General features: G+C 35.4%; 20 protein-coding genes. 16 read left to right on the plus strand and 4 right to left on the minus strand.

Features of this window, described 5'->3' with window-relative positions:
* Positions 1-116 precede the first annotated feature (116 nt).
* The gene (locus tag KXJ69_RS00545; protein WP_219050386.1) at positions 117-674 is read left to right on the plus strand and encodes an RNA polymerase sigma factor; all 558 of its coding nucleotides are present in this window, start codon (positions 117-119) and stop codon (positions 672-674) included.
* On the plus strand, positions 667-1,410 hold the full coding sequence (locus KXJ69_RS00550; protein WP_219050387.1) for a hypothetical protein: 744 nt from the start codon (positions 667-669) through the stop codon (positions 1,408-1,410). The genes KXJ69_RS00545 and KXJ69_RS00550 overlap by 8 nt, the downstream gene beginning before the upstream one ends.
* Here KXJ69_RS00550 and KXJ69_RS00555 read toward each other — a convergent pair.
* A complete protein-coding gene (locus tag KXJ69_RS00555) occupies positions 1,407-4,262 on the minus strand; it encodes a CHAT domain-containing protein (protein ID WP_219050388.1) in 2,856 nt (951 codons plus the stop codon). The genes KXJ69_RS00550 and KXJ69_RS00555 overlap by 4 nt on opposite strands.
* Before the next feature lie 394 nt (positions 4,263-4,656).
* On the opposite strand from KXJ69_RS00555, the gene KXJ69_RS00560 reads away from it, so the two are divergent.
* The 11 genes from KXJ69_RS00560 to KXJ69_RS00610 all read left to right on the plus strand — a co-directional run bounded on the left by KXJ69_RS00560 (position 4,657) and on the right by KXJ69_RS00610 (position 12,408).
* A complete protein-coding gene (locus KXJ69_RS00560) occupies positions 4,657-5,685 on the plus strand; it encodes a serine hydrolase domain-containing protein (protein ID WP_219050389.1) in 1,029 nt (342 codons plus the stop codon).
* Positions 5,686-5,885: 200 nt separating this feature from the next.
* Complete coding sequence (locus KXJ69_RS00565; protein WP_219050390.1) at positions 5,886-7,082, plus strand: alpha/beta fold hydrolase; 1,197 nt, start codon at positions 5,886-5,888, stop codon at positions 7,080-7,082.
* A gap of 107 nt (positions 7,083-7,189) precedes the next feature.
* The gene (gene mddA / locus KXJ69_RS00570; RefSeq protein WP_219050391.1) at positions 7,190-7,924 is read left to right on the plus strand and encodes a methanethiol S-methyltransferase; all 735 of its coding nucleotides are present in this window, start codon (positions 7,190-7,192) and stop codon (positions 7,922-7,924) included.
* A gap of 169 nt (positions 7,925-8,093) precedes the next feature.
* Positions 8,094-8,621, plus strand: coding sequence for a DUF4199 family protein (locus KXJ69_RS00575; protein ID WP_219050392.1), 528 nt, complete (start codon positions 8,094-8,096; stop codon positions 8,619-8,621).
* A gap of 169 nt (positions 8,622-8,790) precedes the next feature.
* Entirely contained in the window at positions 8,791-9,168 is a 378-nt protein-coding gene (locus KXJ69_RS00580; protein ID WP_219050393.1) for a DUF2200 domain-containing protein, read from the plus strand.
* A gap of 136 nt (positions 9,169-9,304) precedes the next feature.
* Positions 9,305-9,949, plus strand: coding sequence for a cation efflux transmembrane domain-containing protein (locus KXJ69_RS00585; protein WP_219050394.1), 645 nt, complete (start codon positions 9,305-9,307; stop codon positions 9,947-9,949).
* Positions 9,950-10,002: 53 nt separating this feature from the next.
* Entirely contained in the window at positions 10,003-10,347 is a 345-nt protein-coding gene (locus tag KXJ69_RS00590) for a hypothetical protein (protein ID WP_219050395.1), read from the plus strand.
* 115 nt (positions 10,348-10,462) lie between these two features.
* On the plus strand, positions 10,463-11,305 hold the full coding sequence (locus KXJ69_RS00595) for a sterol desaturase family protein (protein WP_219050396.1): 843 nt from the start codon (positions 10,463-10,465) through the stop codon (positions 11,303-11,305).
* A gap of 45 nt (positions 11,306-11,350) precedes the next feature.
* The gene (locus KXJ69_RS00600; protein ID WP_219050397.1) at positions 11,351-11,578 is read left to right on the plus strand and encodes a VF530 family protein; all 228 of its coding nucleotides are present in this window, start codon (positions 11,351-11,353) and stop codon (positions 11,576-11,578) included.
* Between the two features lie 86 nt (positions 11,579-11,664).
* A complete protein-coding gene (locus tag KXJ69_RS00605; protein WP_219050398.1) occupies positions 11,665-12,201 on the plus strand; it encodes a DUF2975 domain-containing protein in 537 nt (178 codons plus the stop codon).
* Positions 12,202-12,204: 3 nt separating this feature from the next.
* Positions 12,205-12,408: a helix-turn-helix domain-containing protein gene (locus KXJ69_RS00610; protein WP_219050399.1), complete on the plus strand. Its 204-nt coding sequence runs from the start codon at positions 12,205-12,207 to the stop codon at positions 12,406-12,408.
* Positions 12,409-12,410: 2 nt separating this feature from the next.
* On the opposite strand, the gene KXJ69_RS00615 is transcribed toward KXJ69_RS00610, so the two are convergent.
* A complete protein-coding gene (locus KXJ69_RS00615) occupies positions 12,411-15,038 on the minus strand; it encodes a valine--tRNA ligase (protein ID WP_219050400.1) in 2,628 nt (875 codons plus the stop codon).
* A 126-nt stretch (positions 15,039-15,164) separates the two neighbouring features.
* Between KXJ69_RS00615 and KXJ69_RS00620 the strand changes: the two genes are divergently transcribed.
* The gene (locus KXJ69_RS00620) at positions 15,165-15,551 is read left to right on the plus strand and encodes a DUF1573 domain-containing protein (RefSeq protein ID WP_219050401.1); all 387 of its coding nucleotides are present in this window, start codon (positions 15,165-15,167) and stop codon (positions 15,549-15,551) included.
* A 48-nt stretch (positions 15,552-15,599) separates the two neighbouring features.
* Here the strand turns inward: KXJ69_RS00620 and KXJ69_RS00625 are convergent, their stop codons facing one another.
* Positions 15,600-16,949 (minus strand): retropepsin-like aspartic protease, encoded by a 1,350-nt coding sequence (locus tag KXJ69_RS00625; protein ID WP_219050402.1) that lies wholly within the window; start codon positions 16,947-16,949, stop codon positions 15,600-15,602.
* A gap of 94 nt (positions 16,950-17,043) precedes the next feature.
* Between KXJ69_RS00625 and KXJ69_RS00630 the strand changes: the two genes are divergently transcribed.
* Together KXJ69_RS00630 and murB are read left to right on the plus strand one after the other, a co-directional pair.
* A complete protein-coding gene (locus KXJ69_RS00630) occupies positions 17,044-18,234 on the plus strand; it encodes a pyridoxal phosphate-dependent aminotransferase (RefSeq protein ID WP_219050403.1) in 1,191 nt (396 codons plus the stop codon).
* Positions 18,234-19,247, plus strand: coding sequence for a UDP-N-acetylmuramate dehydrogenase (gene murB, locus KXJ69_RS00635; protein ID WP_219050404.1), 1,014 nt, complete (start codon positions 18,234-18,236; stop codon positions 19,245-19,247). The genes KXJ69_RS00630 and murB overlap by 1 nt, the downstream gene beginning before the upstream one ends.
* Here the strand turns inward: murB and KXJ69_RS00640 are convergent.
* On the minus strand, positions 19,240-19,848 hold the full coding sequence (locus tag KXJ69_RS00640; RefSeq protein WP_219050405.1) for a fasciclin domain-containing protein: 609 nt from the start codon (positions 19,846-19,848) through the stop codon (positions 19,240-19,242). The two genes, murB and KXJ69_RS00640, sit on opposite strands and share 8 nt — an antisense overlap.
* Positions 19,849-19,863 lie beyond the last annotated feature (15 nt).

Consider the following 19,863-nt stretch of genomic DNA (forward strand, 5'->3'; position numbering starts at 1 on the left):
TTCAAAAATGCGTTTGTAACCACTTTTTCACTTTTTTTTGGTTATTTTTATTACAAACCGTATTTCAAAACTGACTAACTATTAAAGAAGCACTATCAGATAAGGTCCTTATCGAATTGCTAAAGGGAACAACTCTTGAGCGAAATGACGCTTTACAGCATATATATGAAAAGAATAGGGAGCGAATTGTGACGATGGTAGTATCCAATAGCGGTAATACCGCACAGGCAAAAGATATTTTTCAAGAAACCATTATTGTGTTTTATGAAAACGTAACACAAGGAATATTTAAAGGGGAGAGTGCCATAAGTACCTATCTTTATTCCATAGCAAGGTTTAAGTGGCTTAACCAAATAAAAAAAGATACCGTGAGAACAGACCACCATACAAAAGCAAGTAATATTCCTCATATAGAGGAAAGCGCTTTAGGTATGTTTGTTGAAAGCGAAAAACAAGCAAAAGTGCTAGAAGTACTAGCACTTTTAGGGGATAGTTGTAAAAAGCTTTTAATTGCTAGTATCTATCACAATCAATCTATGAAAGAAATTGTGGCAGAACTAAACTACGGAAATGAGCAAGTGGCACGAAATAAAAAATTCAAATGCATTAAAAGTTTGAAGGAACTCATTGCCGCTAGACCCAACCTATTAAAAATACTGAAAGCCCATGACTGAAGCAGATGAAATATTGATAGAACAATACATACAAGGAGCTGTAGCTACTGAAGAAATGGAGGCTTTTAAACAAAGGCTTACTAAAGAGGTAGCTCTTGCAGAAGCCTACGAAAACTCACTTGCAGCTCATGCCTTTATAAAAGAAGCCGGGAGAATGGAACTCAAGGAAACGCTAGAATCTTTTGAGAATAAGAAAAACGCTACCAAAGTGCGTCAACTACCTAAAAGAAGAGTCTCTCTGGTTGCTGCTTCACTATTACTCTGTTTGGGAATCTATTTTATGAGTGATTATTTTGGAAGCAAATCCCCCGAACAGGTGTACGAATCCTATTTTGAAATGTACGCTGCTCCATCCACTCTACGCGGTGACGCGGCAGAAGAAACTCCGTATTGGGATGCTGCTGTCGCTGCTTATGCCAATGGAAATTACCAAGAAGCCCTCTCCCATTTTGAACGCGCCGAAAGTACCATACCGATTGATAAAGTTGAATTTTATAAATCGCTATGTCACCTTCAGTTGGAGGACAGGTATCTACCTACTACCTTGCTTACTTTGAAAAAAATAAGCAATGGAAATTCAGATTATAGAGAACAAGCACTGTGGTATTATGCCTTGGGTTCTTTAAAAAATGGCAATACACAAGAAGCCTTACCCACCTTGGAGCGTATTGTAAAAAACAAAGGGTATCGCTATCTAGAAGCTTCCAAAATACTCGAAATTAAACTTAAAAATTAAGCAACATTCTTCTTTATATTTCTTCGGAATAACCAAACCCCGCCCAAAAGCAACAGGAGACCGCCAAAAACAAAATAGTAGATTAAATTTCCCTTTTGCAACGGATGTGTATTTCCCGTGAGTTTAAAACTACTCCAGTAAAAAGGATGTAAGCGTTCTGGATTTGCAGTAGCTAAAAAAGCAATTTTTGCCTGTTGTAATGCTACGTCTTTAGATTGCCCTTCTTTAATATTTTTAAGGAAATCTTGGGTTATTTTTGAGGATGCTGCATCATCGACACTCCAAAGAGTTGCCACCAATGATTTGCTTCCAGCATACTGAAAGGCTCTTTCCAAACTTAAAATTCCTTCGCCTCTCTGAAGCTTTCCTGTGGCGGTTTTGCAGGCACTTAAAATGACCAATTGCGAGGGAATACTTAAATTATAGACTTCGTACATATTTAGGAGTCCATCTTCTTTTTCTGAAGCATTAAAATATAGCTTTGACAGTAAAGGGTGCTCATCTTCTACTTCTCCGTGCATTGCCAAATGCAATATCCCTGCCTTCTTGGAATATTCTCTAAGTAATTCTTCGGTTACTTCTGGTCCCGTCCAGCTTTGCCCATTAAACAAACTTGCTGCAAACTCCACTTCGGGGATGTTAAACCTAAGATTCGCCTGCTTTTTTCTGAACTCACCATCGGCTTCTTGCGAATAATCAGGAGCGAAACCGTAGTAATCGAGTCCGTTGCCATTTTCAGTATAAAAATGCATTGCTACCGATGCTGACGGCGCATACGAAATGGCAGTTTTTTGAAGTACATACGGTAGTCTTGCGTAATTAGTTTCTGTAGAACTTTCTGTCAATAAAGCTTCAAACGGAATATACGCAAGGTTTCCATCTGGGATAATCATAAGCTGTTTGGGCATAAATGCACCTACCTCTGGTTGCAGCAACCTTTGATATAATTGAAAAGCCGTTTGTTTATAATTTTGAAATACCGAATCGCCGTTATTTTCATTAGGTGTACTTAATAAGGCAAACAAGGTTTGAATTTGGCTATTTAAATCTTCGGTGTTTTCTATGACGCGTACCGAAATATTTTCAGAAGTGACATAAAAAACATAGCTATTTTTGGCACCCAAAAAATAACTAATAAGGGCATTGGAGGTAACGAGTAATTTTTTTTGAATGGCTTGTACCGAAGGAATTTCGACATTGTATTTTAATTTATAATACTGTGGAAACTCTTGAGAAATGGTATTAATAAATACATCATACTCGTTTTGTAAGGTGTGCAATTTATCGGTATAGAGTTTCAGCATTTTTTGTCGCACGGCGGCGCAACGCTTTTCTTCACTTTCTATACGGCCAACATATTCGTTTATTTCGGCCTTAATAATTCGTTCCTTTTCAATAATTTCTTTTGGGATATTGGCAAAGGCGGTAATTTCTTGATCGTACAAGGAAGCCAATAATAAAAAGGCTTTACTTTGCTCGCTCACATAAAAGGCCTTTTCCAAATAATCGATTTCTCCTGTGGTATGGTACAATTGTATGGCAGTGTCTACAGCACTTTCTAAAAGCGATGTGGTTTTTGTGCTCCAAAATACCTTAGAGCCTTCAGACATTTGATTATTTTTAATTTTTTCAACCAATTGTATTGCCAATGCCTGTGTGTCCCAAGCTGCAGTAAGGTCCTTTACATCATTGTGTTCGGTATATAATTCCTTGAGCAAGTTCCCCTTGGCAATAAGGGCTTCCAGCAGATATTGGTGGGATTGAATGTTCATATCCGCCGAAGGATTGGCATACCATGAGGTATCTTCAAAACCTTTTACCAAGATGATAATCGCTTCCTGATAGGCGTCTAACGACGCCTCCATATCACCCGCCGACTGCAACGCCCGTGCAACAAAATTTTTACACGCTCCCGTAAGCATATGGTTTTCTCCATAGGTTTTTTGGCGCCATTTCACCGCCTCTTCATAATAGTTAATGGCAGAGGCATAGTTGCCCTTATTTAATAGGCTATCGGCTACCGTTAATGTAATTTCGCTGGTGTCGTTGTTTACCTTTTCTTCGTACAGCACGGCATAGTTAAAATACTCTAAGGCTTTGGGATGGTTTTGTAACTCCCAATACATATCGCCAATGGCTTCGTTTAGACTTCGCATACGGTGACTTTCTGGCTCAAAAACCGTCGTCCAAACAGGATGTGCTATTAGGTAATGGTCCAACGCCTTTTGGTATTCTAGCTTTTCGTAATAGACATTGCCTAGGTTGTAATGGCAAATAGAAACATTAAAATGCAAAGGAGGGTATTGCTCACGCCACACCTCAAGCTCACGGCTATAAAAAGAAATCGCCTTATCGAAATCGCCGTGTGTTCTGCTTCCATTACCCAACGACCGCAGTAGGTTGCCTTTGTAATAGATGTTTTCTGGGGTGGTGTTTTTAAAATATTCCAGTGCCTTGTATAAGAAGTTTATATGCTGGGCCGATTGACGATCTCGGTCTACTGAAAACTGTTTCAGGAAATAAAACCGCCCCAGCGTGAGGCTGTCAGTATAATGCTGTATTTCCTTTTCGATTTGAGGAAATAGTCGTTCAAAATTTTGGGGCTGTTGGGTAAGTGCATAACTTTCGGCAAGCAATAATTGCAGGTCTAGACTATATGAAATCCCGGCCGCCTTTTGAAGAGCCTGCGCCCCTAGTATACTAGCCTGCGCCTTTTTATTTTTTAGTCTGTTTCTATGAAGCTTGTATTGAAATAGATACAAAGCCACTTTATCGCCAGTAGTAAGGCTAGGACATAGCAACAGGGTTTCAATTTTGTCAAGTCCCTCCTTAAAAGCCCCTTCTTTATTCAATAGAGAAATGTTTTGTAGTTCTTTCTGGGCATCACAGGACTGCGCTTGTAAGGAGCCACAAACCAAAAAACAAAAGCTAATCAACAGTATACTAAATATATAGCGCATATAAAACAATAGTATCCATAAAAATACGGCAAATTTTTTTTAAGGTTTTTTAAAAAAAATAAATTACTTAACGCACAATTAGTCACGCTTAAAGAGGTGATGCGCAAGGGGTAATTTTGTTATCTTTGGGATAAGTTGCGGGATAATAGCAACAAAAAAGTTATGATATCCTGACTTGGTTACGGGATATCAGTAATAAATATAACGATATAACAAGTGGTGGCTAATTTGAAAACGCACCCTGAATTATAAAACCAAACACAAAAGCGAATACTGAAACAGAAAAATGATAAAAAATAAACAAGCGAAATGGATTTTAAGAGCATTATTGTTTGTTGGAACCGTAGTTTCCTTATTTTTTGTTCCTTGGATTTTGGTAAAGGCTTGGATTTTACCACTACCAGATACCATTCAAGAACAAGTAGATGAAGCAATAGGTTATGGTTTTGATGGTATGATTGTTTACGTAGACCAAGCAGAAAAACAACCCCAGTTCTATACTGGCGGTTGGAACGATAGAGAAAAGAAGATTCCAGCCGACCCAAAATCACTCTTCAAGATTGCCAGTATTAGTAAGTTATATACAGCTGTAGCAGCTACGAAAATGGTCGAAGAAAAGCTTTTGTCTTTTGATAAATCATTAACCGATTATCTTCCCGAACTAAAAGGAAGAATAGAAAATGCAGATGAAATCACATTGAAGATGATGATTGAACACCGTTCTGGTATTCCAAACTTCACTGATAATCCAGCGTTTTGGGAAAACGAAGAAGAAAATGGCAAAAATGCCTTAGAATTTGCTTTAGACCTACCCGCTAGCTTTAAACCAGACAAAGGATATGAATATTCAAACACGAATTATTTATTGCTTCGTAAGATTTTGGATAAGGCTTTAGGATACAATCATAACGAGTATATAAAAGAAAATATTTTGAAACCTCTTGAATTGAAAAATACATTTTTTTCGATTAACGAAGTTGATTTAGACGATGTAATGAGTGGATATTATGTAGATATTGAGGAAGATTTTAAAGCCCGTGACTTTGGAATGTTAGCTACCGCAGAGGATGTTGGAACATTTCTAAGAGCTTTGAATGAGGGTTCTGTATTTAAAGAAGGAGAACAGGAATTATATCCTTACGAATATAATCACGGTGGTTTAGTCATTGGCTATCAAAGTCTCGCAGAATACCATAAAGATATCGATGCTGTGATAATTCAGTTTATAAACACAACAGATTTTGAAGGATATGAATGGAACTTGTCAGAAATAATAATTAACCGAATTGTGAAAATAATCAGAAAGAAAAACTAGCCACAACATTGGCTATTAACAATTGTGGCGAAAGTGATAAAACAAAAGTATAAACATAAAACAAAGGTCTGTGCTAAACTGAAAAGTTCGTGAGTAAAATCCCCAACTGTTCATAGCCGAGACCGTTGGGCATAATTTACAAAATCTAGTAAATTACTATAGAAATATAATATTGAAAATCAAAATACAATTTTTATTGAATGAAGCCAATCACTAAATATGCAATAAGTAATGATATTAATATTGCATATCAAGTAGTAGGTCAAGGTTCTGTCGATCTTATTTTTATCCCAGGATGGGTTTCAAACATTGATATGATGTGGCTAGATTACAAACTTGCTGAATTCCTTAAAAGACTTACTCAATTTTCAAGACTGATATTATTTGATAAAAGAGGAACTGGGCTCTCTGATAGAGTAAATCCATTATGTTCTCTTGATGAAAGAATGGATGATATTTTGAGTGTTATGGATGCAGCTAAAAGTAAAAAAGCAATTTTCTTTGGACATTCCGAAGGAGGAACAATAGCTAGCCTTTTTGCAGCAAGATATCCCAAACGAATCATTTCTTTAATAACTTTCAGCATTTTTGCAAAAAGAAAACATACGGTAGATTATCCTTGGGCTCCTAAAACAGCAGAACGAGAACTTTTCTACAAAACAATTCAAAAAGAATGGGGAAATGGAAAAAAAATGGGATTAGAAATAATAATGCCTTCAATGGCTAATAGTCCCGAATATTATGATTGGTTTGCAAGTTATTTACGTTCTGCTGCTAGTCCTAGAGCTGCACTTGCCCTTGCCAAAATGAATACAGAAACTGATATTTCCGATATTTTAAAAATCATTAAAACTCCAACCTTAATTCTTCATAGAACTGATGATATTGATGTAAATATTGAAGAAGCTAAATATATAGCAGCCCGAATACCTAATTCAAAATTTGTCGAACTTCAAGGAAATGATCATTGTTTTTGGGTAGGCGACTCCAATTCTGTTATAGAGGAAATGGAAGAATTTATTACTGGAATAAGACCTGTTAAGAAAGTAAACCAGTTAGTTATTACAAGAAGTAAATACACTAAAATAGATATTGAAAAAACAATGCTCGATAATTTTCAATACAATTTAAGAATAGAAGATTTCGCAAAACTATGCGGAAGAAGCTTATCTATTTTTAAAAGAGATTTTAATAGCCACTTTAATACTACACCTTTTAAATGGGTAAAGACAAAACGTTTAGAATATGCAAAAAAGCTTTTAATGGAGAGTGATTTAAATGTAAACCAAATATGCCTTGAAAGTGGATTTATAAATAACTCTCATTTTATTAAATCATTTAAAGAAAAATTTAAATTATCTCCTCATAAATTCAAGTCCATAAATAAAAACATTTAATACTTTCATAAAGTACTTGAACCTTAGAGCACACTTTTAAAATTTTTAAGCATATCAAATATGCTTGATTTAATTGAATTTTGTTTCACAACAAAAAATTAAATCAAATGAAAAAAGTAGCCATCTTAATTTACGGAGCATTAGCATATGTTATTTTTCTTATTGCTTTCCTTTACGCTATTGGATTTGTAGGTAATATCATTGTTCCAAAATCAATAGACTCTGGTACAGAAACAACCTTGCTTTCTTCCATATTTGTTAATGTAATTTTATTAAGCGTATTTGCTTTACAACATAGTATAATGGCGAGGCCAAAATTTAAAGAATGGTTTAATTCCATTTTTAGTCAAGCTATGGAACGTAGCACTTATATTCTACTATCTAGTTTAGCTCTAATTTTAATCTATTGGCAATGGCAACCAATAACAACCATAGTTTGGGAAGCGGAAAACACTATTCTTTCTAGTATTATAACTGGAATATTTTTTCTAGGTTGGCTTATTGTTCTTCTATCAACATTTATGATTAATCATTTTGAACTTTTTGGATTAGCTCAAATATTTGATAATCTAAAAAACAAACAAACTGCTAACCCAAAATTTCAAACCAACTATTTATATAAAATTGTTAGACATCCCATTATGCTAGGTTTTATAATTACCTTTTGGGCAACACCTACTATGACAGTCGGGCATTTACTATTTGCCCTTGTAACTACCATTTACATTTTTATAGCTGTAAAATATTTAGAGGAAAAAGACCTTCGTAAATTTATTGGAGAAAAATATGAAACTTACCAAAAAGAAGTGCCAATGATTATTCCTTTTACCAAAATCAAGTAGGAGGTAAAGGAAAAAACTATGCCTAACAACGTGTATAATTAATGGCTGGTTCTCACCTATCCTTCGACAAGCTTAGGGCATCGCTTACAAACATTGCTTTAAACTTTTCTTGTTTACCTTCTGTAACAAAAGAACCTAAACGGTCGTCTAAAATCAAACTTGTGATTTTATGACTCAAAACAAAAATCTCCCAATTAAAATTGGAATGTTGCTAGGCACAGCCTTAGGCATCGTGGTCATTAGCATAGCCATCATACGATATAAAACAGGCATGATTGTTCGAAACGAACAAACACTCAACTATGTATATTGGACAATATTTGCATTGTCTGTATTTTTTGCCGTGTCCCGATTTAGAAAACTGGACCCTTCCTCCTTTTCATTACGTCAAACAGTAAAGATTGGCATCTTTGCTGGACTCTTGAGTGGGGCATTATATACAATCTATATTATCATCCTTAACAATTATATTGTTCCAGACCTTTCTTCTCAAGTAGTCGAGTATTATCAACAGGAGCTTGCCTCAAATAGCTCCGAATTATCTAAAAAAGACATTCTAGATTCAATAGCTGTAACAGAATTAAACCCTGCCATTAGGGGCATTATCTACATTTTTGTGTGTATGGCTTTCGGAGCGCTATATTCTATATTGAGTACTATAGTACTGAAGCGATTCCATATGTTCCGAAGTAAATAAAATTTAAAACCACTGCCACTAACAATGTTTAACCGCATTTGCTACGGCAGTGCACTCTTTGAGCTTAAGTCATTGCAATTTGTTATCTTTCGGTTTCGGCGGAAAATCATAGCAAATTTCCCGCAACAAGCCTTATACAAACACCTTAGCATCATTTAAATAAATCCTTATGCAAGTTACATCCGAAAAAAATGAACAAGTTGCCAAGTTAATATTTGCATCCATTTATCCCCTTTACCTAGATAGATTGATTAAAAATGGTAGAACAAAAGAAGAACTCGATCAAGTAATTAAATGGTTTACTGGTTTTAATGAAGATACCTTACAAACCCTTATTGATGAAAAAGTAAGCTTTAGAACATTTTTTCAAAAAGCTACAATACATCCAAACGCACACTTAATTAAAGGAGTTGTTTGTGGATATCGCATTGAAGAAATAGAGGATGAATTTGAATTGTATAAACAATGCAGACAGATGGAAAAGCTCATTGATGAGTTGGCAAAAGGCCGTAAAATGGATAAAATTTTGCGTGAAGTAAAAAAGTAGAAACCAATCCTAACAACGTATAACCACATTTACTTTTCCAGGCATTCTGATTGTGACTATTTGATTTGCAATTGCTACATTAGAAGATTAAAAAAATAACTTTACATAGACATAGATGTAGCCCAAATCAAAATAAATGGATACGTTTAAAATGACCCACAAGAATAAACTATATAAAATTGCTTTTGGACTTGCAGTGTTTACCATTGTTTACAACATTGCAGAGGGGCTTATTTCCACCTATCTGGGATTTGAAGATGAAAGTTTGGCGCTTTTTGGTTTTGGATCTGATAGTTTTATTGAAGTAATTTCTGGACTAGGTATTGCCCATATGATTTTAAGAATCCAGAACAACCCAAATAGCAAACGTGATGATTTTGAACGAACAGCATTAAGAATAACGGGGATTGCCTTTTATATTCTAGTTTTTGGGCTGGTTATAACCAGTTTTTATAACATTTGGCAGGCACACCAACCCCAGACAACTTTTTGGGGCGTTATTATTTCAATTATTTCAATTCTCGTTATGTGGTTTTTAGTACTTTGGAAAAGAAAAGTAGGAAATCAATTGAATTCCGCCCCCATTTTAGCCGATGCTAATTGCACCATGGTTTGCGTTTATATGTCTATTATTTTGCTTATAAGCAGCGGAATATATGAACTATTTGGAATTCCATATATGGACAGTATTGGAACCCTGGGTCTTTCATACTTTGCCTTTAAGGAAGGAAGAGAATGTTTTGAAAAAGCAAAGAGTGATAAAAACTGTTGTTGCGATTAAATTTAAAAGTATTGTAGAACATCTAATAGTTGCTTACCTAATACGCTCTAAGTATGAATAAGGCAAATAAACTTCTCACCATAAAATTATTCCACACTATCATCTGGATATTTTTTGTGTTGGTTATAGGCTACGTTTTATATTCTGGGATCACAAATACGATTACTACCTACACTTGGTTAGGTATTGCTTTAATTTTAGGGGAAGGATTGGTTTTGGTAATCTTCAAGATGTTTTGCCCTCTTACTTTAATGGCTCGTAAATACTCTAATTCTTCAAAGGAAAATTTTGATATTTTTCTTCCTAATTGGTTGGCAAAACACAACAAACTTATTTTTACTTCTATTTTTATTGTGGGACTGGTATTAGTGGTGACACGTGTCATTCAAAATTCATAAATCTAAGAAAATGGGTAGCATAGTACGCTGTAAGAATAATCGATTTATTTCTGGTATATAGGTTCGGTTTTATTCGCTAACTTTCATTCTTTAAATACCTTTAATAATTTAAACTATGGAATTTCTTGATACCCTATTGGGAATTGACCCAAATTATATTATCATAGGATTAATTGCCTTTTTCTTTTCATTAGAACAATTATCAAAATCCCCATTCAACTTTACAAAACGCATTAACCATTTATTTCAAAACCTACTATTTCAAATTACCCTGGTCATCCTAAACATTTTTTTTGTGACCTTTCAAGTGTTCTCAATTGAATGGTTCAATGCTAACCATATAGGTCTTTTATATGTAATAGAACTCCCCTTTTGGGTAAAATTAGGTCTCTCGGTGGCTTTATACGATATTACTGCCTATTGGATCCATAGAGGCACACACAAAATTCCATTGCTATGGAGGTTTCATAGGGTACACCATAGCGACACCACCATGGATGCTTCAACGGTATTTAGATTTCACCCTTTAGAAATACTTTTAGTCTTTGGAATTGGAAATATTTTAACGGCTGCATTGTTTGGAACAGATGTACTATCGTTGGCATTATATTATTTCATTTTATATCTATTCTTCTTTTTTGAACATGCCAATCTTACCTATCCTAAATGGTTGAATACTACCCTAGGTTTACTTTTTGTAATGCCAGATCAACACAGAGTGCACCACCAACAAGATCAATTTTATACAGATTCTAACTTTGCCGATATTTTTATTATTTGGGACAGACTATTTGGAACGTATAAAGAGATGCCTGTAGCACAAATGAAATATGGATTAAAAGAGTTTGATGAAGAAAAAAAACAGACATTCCTTTATTTAATGAAAAGCCCTTTCCTTACCATTAAAAGAATTGAAACCAGCAAAACAAACCCTTCTAAACCTGAGAATATAACCTAAGGTAACAGCAATTAGAATTAATTACATCCTTCCTAAAAAAACAATATGGAAACGCCCAAAAACCCTCAACCCAAAAACCCTTTACATGGGATTACCCTAGCTGTTATATTGGAAACCTTAGTAGCCAATTATGGATGGGAGCATTTGGCAAAAAAAGTAAAAATAAACTGCTTTAAAAAAGATCCCTCCATAAAGTCCTGTCTAACCTTTTTACGAAAAACCCCTTGGGCAAGAACCAAGGTTGAACAACTCTACTTAAAATTAAAAAAATAATTATTTGTTGAAAAAAGATATTTATTTATTGTTTATCAATAATTTTTTATTGATATTTGTAATGTAATTTTTAATTCTTTTCAAGAATGTCAAAAAATAACAAACTCATATTTCAAGGCTTAACCATTGTAGCTTGGATTATTTTTGTTGGCTTGTGTATAGAAGCTGGCGGATTGCTTATCAACTTTATATTTAGTGTATTTCAACCTGAATATGTAGGCAATCTCTACCAAAAACTAGACTTAAGCTCCATGTACCAAGAAAATAAATGGGCTTTCTTTGGTGCTTTTAGTTTTGTATTGGTCATTGCTATTTTAAAAGCCCACCTCTTTTATATAGTTATTAGGCTATTACACAAATTAGATTTAGAAAAACCCTTTAGTGGTTTTGTAGCCAACAAAATTAATAGCATTGCTTATTACACATTTTCTATAGGTATTATTAGCCATATAGCACGGGAAGTGGTTAAAAATTTAATCCATCATGGATACGAAATCGATACCTTAAATAATTTTTGGGTAGATAGTCAAGCTTTTATAATCATGGCAGCTATTATCTATATCATTGCCGTAATATTTAAAAGGGGAATTGAATTACAAAACGAAAATGAACTAACAATTTAAGCTATGCCTATTATTGTAAATTTAGATGTTATGATGGCAACGCGAAAAATGTCACTAAACGAACTTTCGGAAAAAGTAGATGTTACCCTTTCTAACCTTTCCATTTTAAAAACGGGAAAGGCAAAAGCAGTGCGCTTTAGCACACTGGAAGCTATTTGTAAAGCATTGGATTGCCAGCCAGGTGATATTTTGGCGTATGAAGAGTAGTCTTATTTTAAACTCTCCAAACTCGCCTTCAGCGTTTCAATTTTAGCCAAAGCATCTGCCTCCTTTTGTTTTTCCATAGCTACAACCTGTTGTGGAGCACCACTTACAAAACGTTCGTTCTTCAGTTTGCCTTGTACGCTACGTAAAAAGCCTTCGGTGTATTTAAGCTCTTCGGTAAGTTTGGCAATTTCAGCTTCTACATCAATCGCTCCTCCTATCGGGATAAAATACTCGTTACTTTTTACTCGGAAAGTCAAGGCTCCATCTAGTTTACTATCGATGTAATTTATTTCTGAAAGATTTCCTAGTTTTGATATCACACTATCAAAGTCTGAAGTAGCCTTTTCAGCATTCATTACCGAAAGTGATATTTCTTCCTTAAACGAAATATTCTTCTCCTTTCGAACGTTTCTAATCCCCGAAATTACTTCCGAAGCAAAATCGAAACTTTTAATAAGTGCCTCATCAAAACTTCTTTGCTCTGGCCATGACGCAATAATTAAGGCTTCTTCTGGAGTTCTTTCTGTAATGTGTTGCCAAATATGCTCCGAAATAAATGGCACAAAAGGATGTAACACTTTAAGGTTGTCTTCCAAAATAGCAATTACTGCTGCTTTAGTTTTTGCTGCAATGGGTTGTCCATATTCTGGCTTTACCATTTCCAATAACCACGAGCAGAAATCGTCCCAAATAAGCTTATAGGTCGCCATTAAGGCATCACTCATCCTGTATTTACTGTAGTGATCTTCAATTTCTACTAACGCCTGCTGAAATTTATTTTGGTACCATTCAATTGCAATTTTTGAACTTTCCACCTCATCCAAATCGGCAACATCCCAGCCATCGATTAATCGGTAGGCATTCCATATTTTATTAACAAAGGCACTCCCCTGCTTACATAAATCTTCATCAAACATCAAATCGTTCCCAGCAGGCGAACTCAACAACATCCCCACACGAACGCCATCGGCACCGTATTTTTCAATTAATTCGATAGGATCTGGTGAATTTCCTAACGATTTACTCATTTTTCGGCGTTGTTTATCACGAACAATCCCTGTGAGATACACATTACTGAAAGGTTTTTCCGCTCTATACTCGTACCCTGCAATAATCATTCGGGCTACCCAAAAGAATAAAATTTCGGGAGCGGTTACCAAATCGTTGGTAGGGTAATAATAGTTTATTTCTTTATTATCAGGCTCCAAAATTCCATTGAATACACTAATGGGCCATAACCACGAAGAAAACCAAGTATCCAATGCATCGGGATCTTGGGTTAAATCGTCTTCGGTAAGATTTTTATTCCCAGATTTTTCTTGAGCCAATTGTACTGCTTTTTCTATACTTTCGGCAACTACAAAATCTTCCTTTCCATCACCATAATAATAGGCAGGAATTTGGTGTCCCCACCACAATTGTCGGCTAATGTTCCAGTCGCGAACATTCTCCATCCAGTGACGGTAAGTATTTACAAATTTATCGGGCACTAATTGTACGTCTTTCTCCAAAACAGCGTCCAAGGCAGGTTGTGCCAATTCCTTCATTTTAAGGAACCATTGGTCGCTTAATTTTGGTTCAATGACAGCGCCAGTACGTTCGCTAGTGCCAACTTTATTAGTGTGTTGTTCAATTTTTGAAATAACTCCTAAGCCTTCCAATTCTTTTACGATCTCTTTTCGAACCACAAAACGATCTTTTCCTTCGTAATGCATTCCGAAGCTATTAAGAGTAGCATCATCGTTAAAAATATCAATGATTTCTAGCTGGTGCTTATCGCCCAACATTTTATCGTTTTCATCATGCGCAGGCGTTACTTTTAAACAACCCGTACCAAACTCTACGGTTACGTATTCATCTTCAATTATAGGAATTATCCTATTGCAGATTGGAACAATTACTTTTTTCCCTTTTAAATGGGTGTAGCGTTCATCGGTAGGGTTAATACACACAGCGGTATCGCCCAAAATGGTTTCGGGACGTGTGGTTGCAATGGTTACAAACTCATTACTACCTTCAATTTGATATTTTAAATAGTAAAGATTGCTTTGTTTCTCTTCGTAAATAACCTCTTCATCACTCAAGGTGGTTTGTGCTTCGGGATCCCAATTTACCATACGGTACCCACGATAAATATGTCCTTTTTTGTATAAATCTACAAAGACCATTATCACCGATGCCGAAAGGTCATCGTCCATGGTAAATTTGGTACGCTCCCAATCGCATGAAGCGCCCAGTTTTTTAAGCTGTTCAAGAATGATTCCTCCGTGTTTATGCGTCCACTCCCATGCATGTTCCAAAAATTGATCACGTGTAAGGTCATTTTTTTCAACACCTTCATTTTTCAATTTAGCAACCACCTTGGCTTCTGTAGCAATAGAAGCGTGATCTGTACCTGGTACCCAACAGGCATTAAATCCTTTTAAACGGGCACGTCTAATAAGTACATCTTGAATGGTATTATTGAGCATATGCCCCATATGAAGCACTCCTGTAACATTTGGTGGTGGAATAACAATAGTGTATGGCGTCTTTTCATTTACCTCACTATGAAAATAGTTATGTTCCATCCAGTAGCTATACCACTGGTCTTCAACGTTTTTTGCACTATATTTTGACTCCAAAGTCATTTTTGGTCTAATTTTTGAAATGTAGTCTGCAAAAGTAGGTATAAGTTCAAGATTATAAAAGTGAATAACTTATTTTGCACTTTGTGTAAAAGTTACCTACTTTAGTAACCCAAAATTAAAGAAACCATGAAAAAATTTATCTTAGTAGCATTTGTAGCACTTGTGAGTTTTGCTGCGCAAGCACAGGCCAAAATTGAGTTTAAGTCTGATACTATTGATTATGGCGAAATTGCCAAAGGTAGTGATGGTGTTCGAGTATTTGAATTTACAAATACCGGTTCTGAACCGTTAATCATAAGTGATGTAAAATCTAGTTGTGGTTGTACGGTTCCAGAAAAGCCTAAAGACCCAATTGCTCCAGGAAAAAATGGACAAATAAAAGTAAAATACGATACCAATCGTGTAGGTCCAATTAGAAAGACTGTAACGGTATACTCTAATGCTACCGAACCCATAAAAGCTTTAAAAATTAAAGGGGAGGTCTTAGATGGCAAAAGCGTCTTAGAAAACTAAATCCTTTTTAAAATTTGATTATAAAACCGCTCTAAAGAGCGGTTTTTTTTATATCACATCTTTTAAAACAAACTTCTTTTTAAAGATCCTGCCATTGCGTTTAATTTCTACGGATATTTTCCTATTGCTTTTGGAGGTGAAGAGTTCCGTGATCTCAAAAAGTTTATATTTAAAAGCTGCCTTTCCATTGAGTGTAAGCAATTCGTCTCCTTTTTCAATTCCAGCCAAGGCAGCGGGAGAGTCTTTACGAACCTCTGCAATGACATATTTTGGAGCTAAAAAAAAATTAAGAATTGGATTTACTCGTATTTCGATTGAATTATTGGCAGAGTTGACACCTGGTTCAAGACTAATTTCTTCCGTTTTTGAAAAACTACTCACAGAAACCAACCCATCATGTTCTACAACCAGGCCTGCCATATTGTAATGAAAGGGAGCTTTATAGAAACGATTTTTACGTAGTGTCATTGTCTTGTCACGGTAATTCATAATAACTGTAAACCGTTTTAACAAATCACCTCCCAAACTACCATCTCTTTCATCGAACAACACTATTTCCTCTAGAGCCTCATGCTCTGGAAAAGAAACATTCACTTTACTAAAACTATAGTCCCCAAATAGTATCCCATCAAGTTTTGAGCGTTTACCATAAATACCACCACTTATACCCAGTCCCAAAAAATCATCAAAATAATTTTTTGGGTCTTCTTTAATGCTCCAGTCTTCATTAAAAAGCCACAAGGCATCGCTTGCACCAGAATCTATTAATAACGTAACCTTGGTAGTATCATTATCATGGACGATTGGAGTTCTTACATAGGGTTTATCATCCTTTAAAAAGATATTGATAGTCTCACATCTTCTGCACTTCTTTTCTTGATAATGTCGAGGATTATAAATCGTTAACTCTTCTTTGCTATAATCTGTCTTTACAATAAAATCCTTAAAAAAATCATATCCTAAAATACCATGAACTGGAATCCCCATACGAGGAGAAAAGTTGATAGATTCATCAAAAATAACAAAGAGTGTATGGTCATTATCTACAGCATCGCCAATCTTAACTTGATTATTTAAACTTTTTAATGCATCTATAGTACCACCCGTTCCTAATCCTCTAATTTTAATAGGAGTAACATTTTTAACCTCAATGGAATCAATTTCAGAAAGGCTAAAAAGCATAGAATTACGCGCCCCTGTGTCAAGAATAAAGGTAAGTTCTTTGCCATTGACTTCGACAGGAACTACAACCAAATTATTTAGCAATTCAAACTTTATATTATCCTTTTTTTGTTGATGTGGTAACCGAAATCCGTTTTGACCAAAACCCATGCTTTCACCTAAAAAAAGGAGGACAAGAATAAGAAAGTAGCTGAATGGAGTTTGTAGCTTGAACATTAGTTGAAAAGATATAAAATTTATGACAAAAGGGATTTCATTTTCTTAACTTTTAATATTTATTTCGCAACTTTGTTATCTAATTTTATAAAACATGCCTTCAATATCCACAAAAGGGCTGCATATGCCGGAATCTCCTATTAGGAAGCTAGTTCCCTTTGCCGAAAAAGCCTATAAGCAAAAAAAGACTGTATACCATTTAAACATAGGCCAACCTGATATTAAATCACCACAAATAGCTATGGATGCTGTGGCGATGCACTCTTTGGAAATTTTGGCTTATACTCGTTCGGAAGGCTCTGAAGAGTATCGTGCAAAAATTGCTAATTACTATAAAAATAAGCAAATAAACGTTGAAGCTAAAGACATCATCGTCACTACCGGAGGAAGTGAAGCCTTATTATTTGCAATGGGGACTCTGTGTGATTCCGGCGACGAAATTATCATCCCAGAACCCTTTTATGCAAATTATAATGGTTTTGCCACCGCATCTGGAGTGAATATTGTTCCTGTTATTTCAAAAATTGAAGACAACTTTGCGCTTCCACCAATCGCAGAATTTGAAAAATTAATTACCCCAAAAACCAAAGCCATTTTAATTTGCAATCCTGGAAATCCGACAGGATATTTATATTCAAAAGAAGAAATTAAGACGTTGTGTGACATCGTAAAAAAGCACGATTTATTTTTAGTCGCGGATGAAGTTTACAGGGAGTTTACCTATGACGGATTGCAACACTATTCCATTTTACAAGAAGAAGGAATGGAAGACTACGGAATTATAATCGACTCCGTTTCCAAAAGATACAGCATGTGTGGTGCAAGAATAGGGTGTTTGGTTTCAAAAAACCCGAAGGTAATTTCCACCGCCTTAAAATTTGCACAAGCAAGATTAAGTCCCCCTACATTTGCTCAAATTGCTAGCGAAGCGGCCCTAAGTACACCTCAAAGTTATTTTGACAACGTTATAAAAGAATATAGTGAGCGCCGAGATACGCTGGTTAAGCATTTACAGGCTATTCCAGGTATAAAAGTTGGCGTTCCAAAAGGAGCATTTTACTGTATCGTAGAGCTTCCGGTTAAAAACAGTGATGACTTTGCGCAATGGTTGCTAGAATCTTTCGACCTAAATGGTGAAACTATCATGGTAGCCCCTGCAGCAGGATTCTATTCCTCACCTGGGGTAGGATTAAATCAAGTACGTATTGCCTATGTGCTTAAAAAAGAAAGCCTTGTGAGAGCTGTCGAAATTCTGAAAGTTGCATTAGAACAATACAAAGATTAATGCAAATTGAAGAACAAAAATCGTTAAAGAATTTCAACACCTTTGGAATTGATTGCCAAGCAAGTTTTTTTGTTTCTGTTAGTTCAGTAAAAGACTTAAAAAGCATCCTTTCTTCAGAAAAAAACAAACCCTTTTTTGTTCTGGGCGGCGGAAGTAATATTTTGTTAACCAAAGATATTGAAGCCATGGTGCTTCATATTAATTTGAAAGGAATTTCAGTAATTTCTGAAAATGATTTTGAGATTATCATCGAAGCCCAAGGAGGTGAAAATTGGCACGATTTTGTTCATTATTGCATTGGCCATAACTGGGGTGGAATTGAAAATCTTTCTCTAATCCCAGGGAATGTAGGTACCGCTCCCATTCAGAATATAGGAGCCTATGGGGTAGAATTAAAAGATGTTTTTGAAAGTTGCCAAACAATTCATAAAACAACACTCAAAGAAAAAACATTCACCTTAGAAGAATGCCAATTTGGGTACCGAGATTCAATCTTTAAAAATGCTGAAAAGGGAAATTATATTATTACTTCTGTACAATTCAGATTAACGAAAAAGAATCACAAACTAAAAACCTCCTATGGGGCGATTCAGCAGGAATTAGAAAAAAGGAATGTAGAAAAACCTACTATCCAAGCTATTTCTGAAGCTGTGATTGCGATACGGGAATCCAAACTACCCAATCCGAAAGTTTTAGGAAATAGCGGAAGTTTCTTTAAAAACCCTGTAATCTCATTAGCAGACTTCAACCAGTTTCGACACAACTTTCCAGAAGCTCCTTTTTACGAAGTTTCTTCCACCGAGTTTAAAATTCCGGCGGGCTGGCTTATTGAAAAAGCAGGCTTTAAAGGACAACGGTTCGGGGATGCTGGTGTACATAAAAACCAGGCTCTCGTTTTAGTAAATTATGGCAATGCACAAGGTGCAGAAATTTGGGAATTGGCAATTAAAATTCAGGAAAAGGTAAAAGACCTTTTTGGCATTTATATTGAACCAGAAGTAACGGTTATTTAATATTCAACACCACATCAATTGCATGCACTATCCCATTACCTCCAGTAATATCCTTGGTTCCAATTTTCGCTTTTTTACCGTTAGCATCTGTAATGATAATGTCGGTTCCTTCTCTAGTAGCAGTTATTTTTGCCCCTCCAACTGTTTCAAGTTCCACTTTCCCAGAGCCCTTCATATTTTGTATTAAATCAAAAGATGTAAAACTCCCTTTTACAATATGATTTTTAACCAGTTTTCCAAAATTGGCTTTATTTTCAGGTCTAAGAAAAGGGTTCATTTTTTCTTTTGGGATAGCATCGAACGCAGCATTGGTAGGTGCTAAAACGGTATAAGGTCCATCTTCTTTTGAAAGTAATTCGGTTGCCTCAACAGTAACAATAGCACTTGCAAATGATTTTAACTCAGGAGTACTCATTACCTTAGCCAAAACACTAGCAATGACCTTTCTGTCTTCTTCGGTAAGGATTTTCTTTTGTGCTTTTTGTGGTGTGGTCACTTCATTAGTTTCGACACTTGGAGTTTCTTCCTTTTGATTGTTTTTACAAGAAACAAGGACAATACTTAATAGACTTAATCCCAAAAATAATTTATAAACCTTCATAAAATTAGCGTTAAA

It is taken from the genome of Halomarinibacterium sedimenti, assembly GCF_019312585.1.
GTDB classification, from domain to species: Bacteria; Bacteroidota; Bacteroidia; order Flavobacteriales; family Flavobacteriaceae; genus Halomarinibacterium; species Halomarinibacterium sedimenti.

Bases quoted from the DNA above. Each gene is read 5' to 3' on its own strand.
- KXJ69_RS00590 (WP_219050395.1), top strand. From the start codon at position 10,003: ATGAATAAGGCAAATAAACTTCTCACCATAAAATTATTCCACACTATC.
- KXJ69_RS00600 (WP_219050397.1), top strand. From the start codon at position 11,351: ATGGAAACGCCCAAAAACCCTCAACCCAAAAACCCTTTACATGGGATT.
- KXJ69_RS00620 (WP_219050401.1), top strand. From the start codon at position 15,165: ATGAAAAAATTTATCTTAGTAGCATTTGTAGCACTTGTGAGTTTTGCT.
- KXJ69_RS00630 (WP_219050403.1), top strand. From the start codon at position 17,044: ATGCCTTCAATATCCACAAAAGGGCTGCATATGCCGGAATCTCCTATT.
- KXJ69_RS00550 (WP_219050387.1), top strand. From the start codon at position 667: ATGACTGAAGCAGATGAAATATTGATAGAACAATACATACAAGGAGCT.
- KXJ69_RS00560 (WP_219050389.1), top strand. From the start codon at position 4,657: ATGATAAAAAATAAACAAGCGAAATGGATTTTAAGAGCATTATTGTTT.
- murB (WP_219050404.1), top strand. From the start codon at position 18,234: ATGCAAATTGAAGAACAAAAATCGTTAAAGAATTTCAACACCTTTGGA.
- KXJ69_RS00625 (WP_219050402.1), bottom strand. From the start codon at position 16,949: ATGTTCAAGCTACAAACTCCATTCAGCTACTTTCTTATTCTTGTCCTC.
- mddA (WP_219050391.1), top strand. From the start codon at position 7,190: ATGAAAAAAGTAGCCATCTTAATTTACGGAGCATTAGCATATGTTATT.
- KXJ69_RS00595 (WP_219050396.1), top strand. From the start codon at position 10,463: ATGGAATTTCTTGATACCCTATTGGGAATTGACCCAAATTATATTATC.
- KXJ69_RS00615 (WP_219050400.1), bottom strand. From the start codon at position 15,038: ATGACTTTGGAGTCAAAATATAGTGCAAAAAACGTTGAAGACCAGTGG.
- KXJ69_RS00610 (WP_219050399.1), top strand. From the start codon at position 12,205: ATGCCTATTATTGTAAATTTAGATGTTATGATGGCAACGCGAAAAATG.
- KXJ69_RS00640 (WP_219050405.1), bottom strand. From the start codon at position 19,848: ATGAAGGTTTATAAATTATTTTTGGGATTAAGTCTATTAAGTATTGTC.
- KXJ69_RS00585 (WP_219050394.1), top strand. From the start codon at position 9,305: ATGGATACGTTTAAAATGACCCACAAGAATAAACTATATAAAATTGCT.
- KXJ69_RS00565 (WP_219050390.1), top strand. From the start codon at position 5,886: ATGAAGCCAATCACTAAATATGCAATAAGTAATGATATTAATATTGCA.
- KXJ69_RS00605 (WP_219050398.1), top strand. From the start codon at position 11,665: ATGTCAAAAAATAACAAACTCATATTTCAAGGCTTAACCATTGTAGCT.
- KXJ69_RS00575 (WP_219050392.1), top strand. From the start codon at position 8,094: ATGACTCAAAACAAAAATCTCCCAATTAAAATTGGAATGTTGCTAGGC.
- KXJ69_RS00580 (WP_219050393.1), top strand. From the start codon at position 8,791: ATGCAAGTTACATCCGAAAAAAATGAACAAGTTGCCAAGTTAATATTT.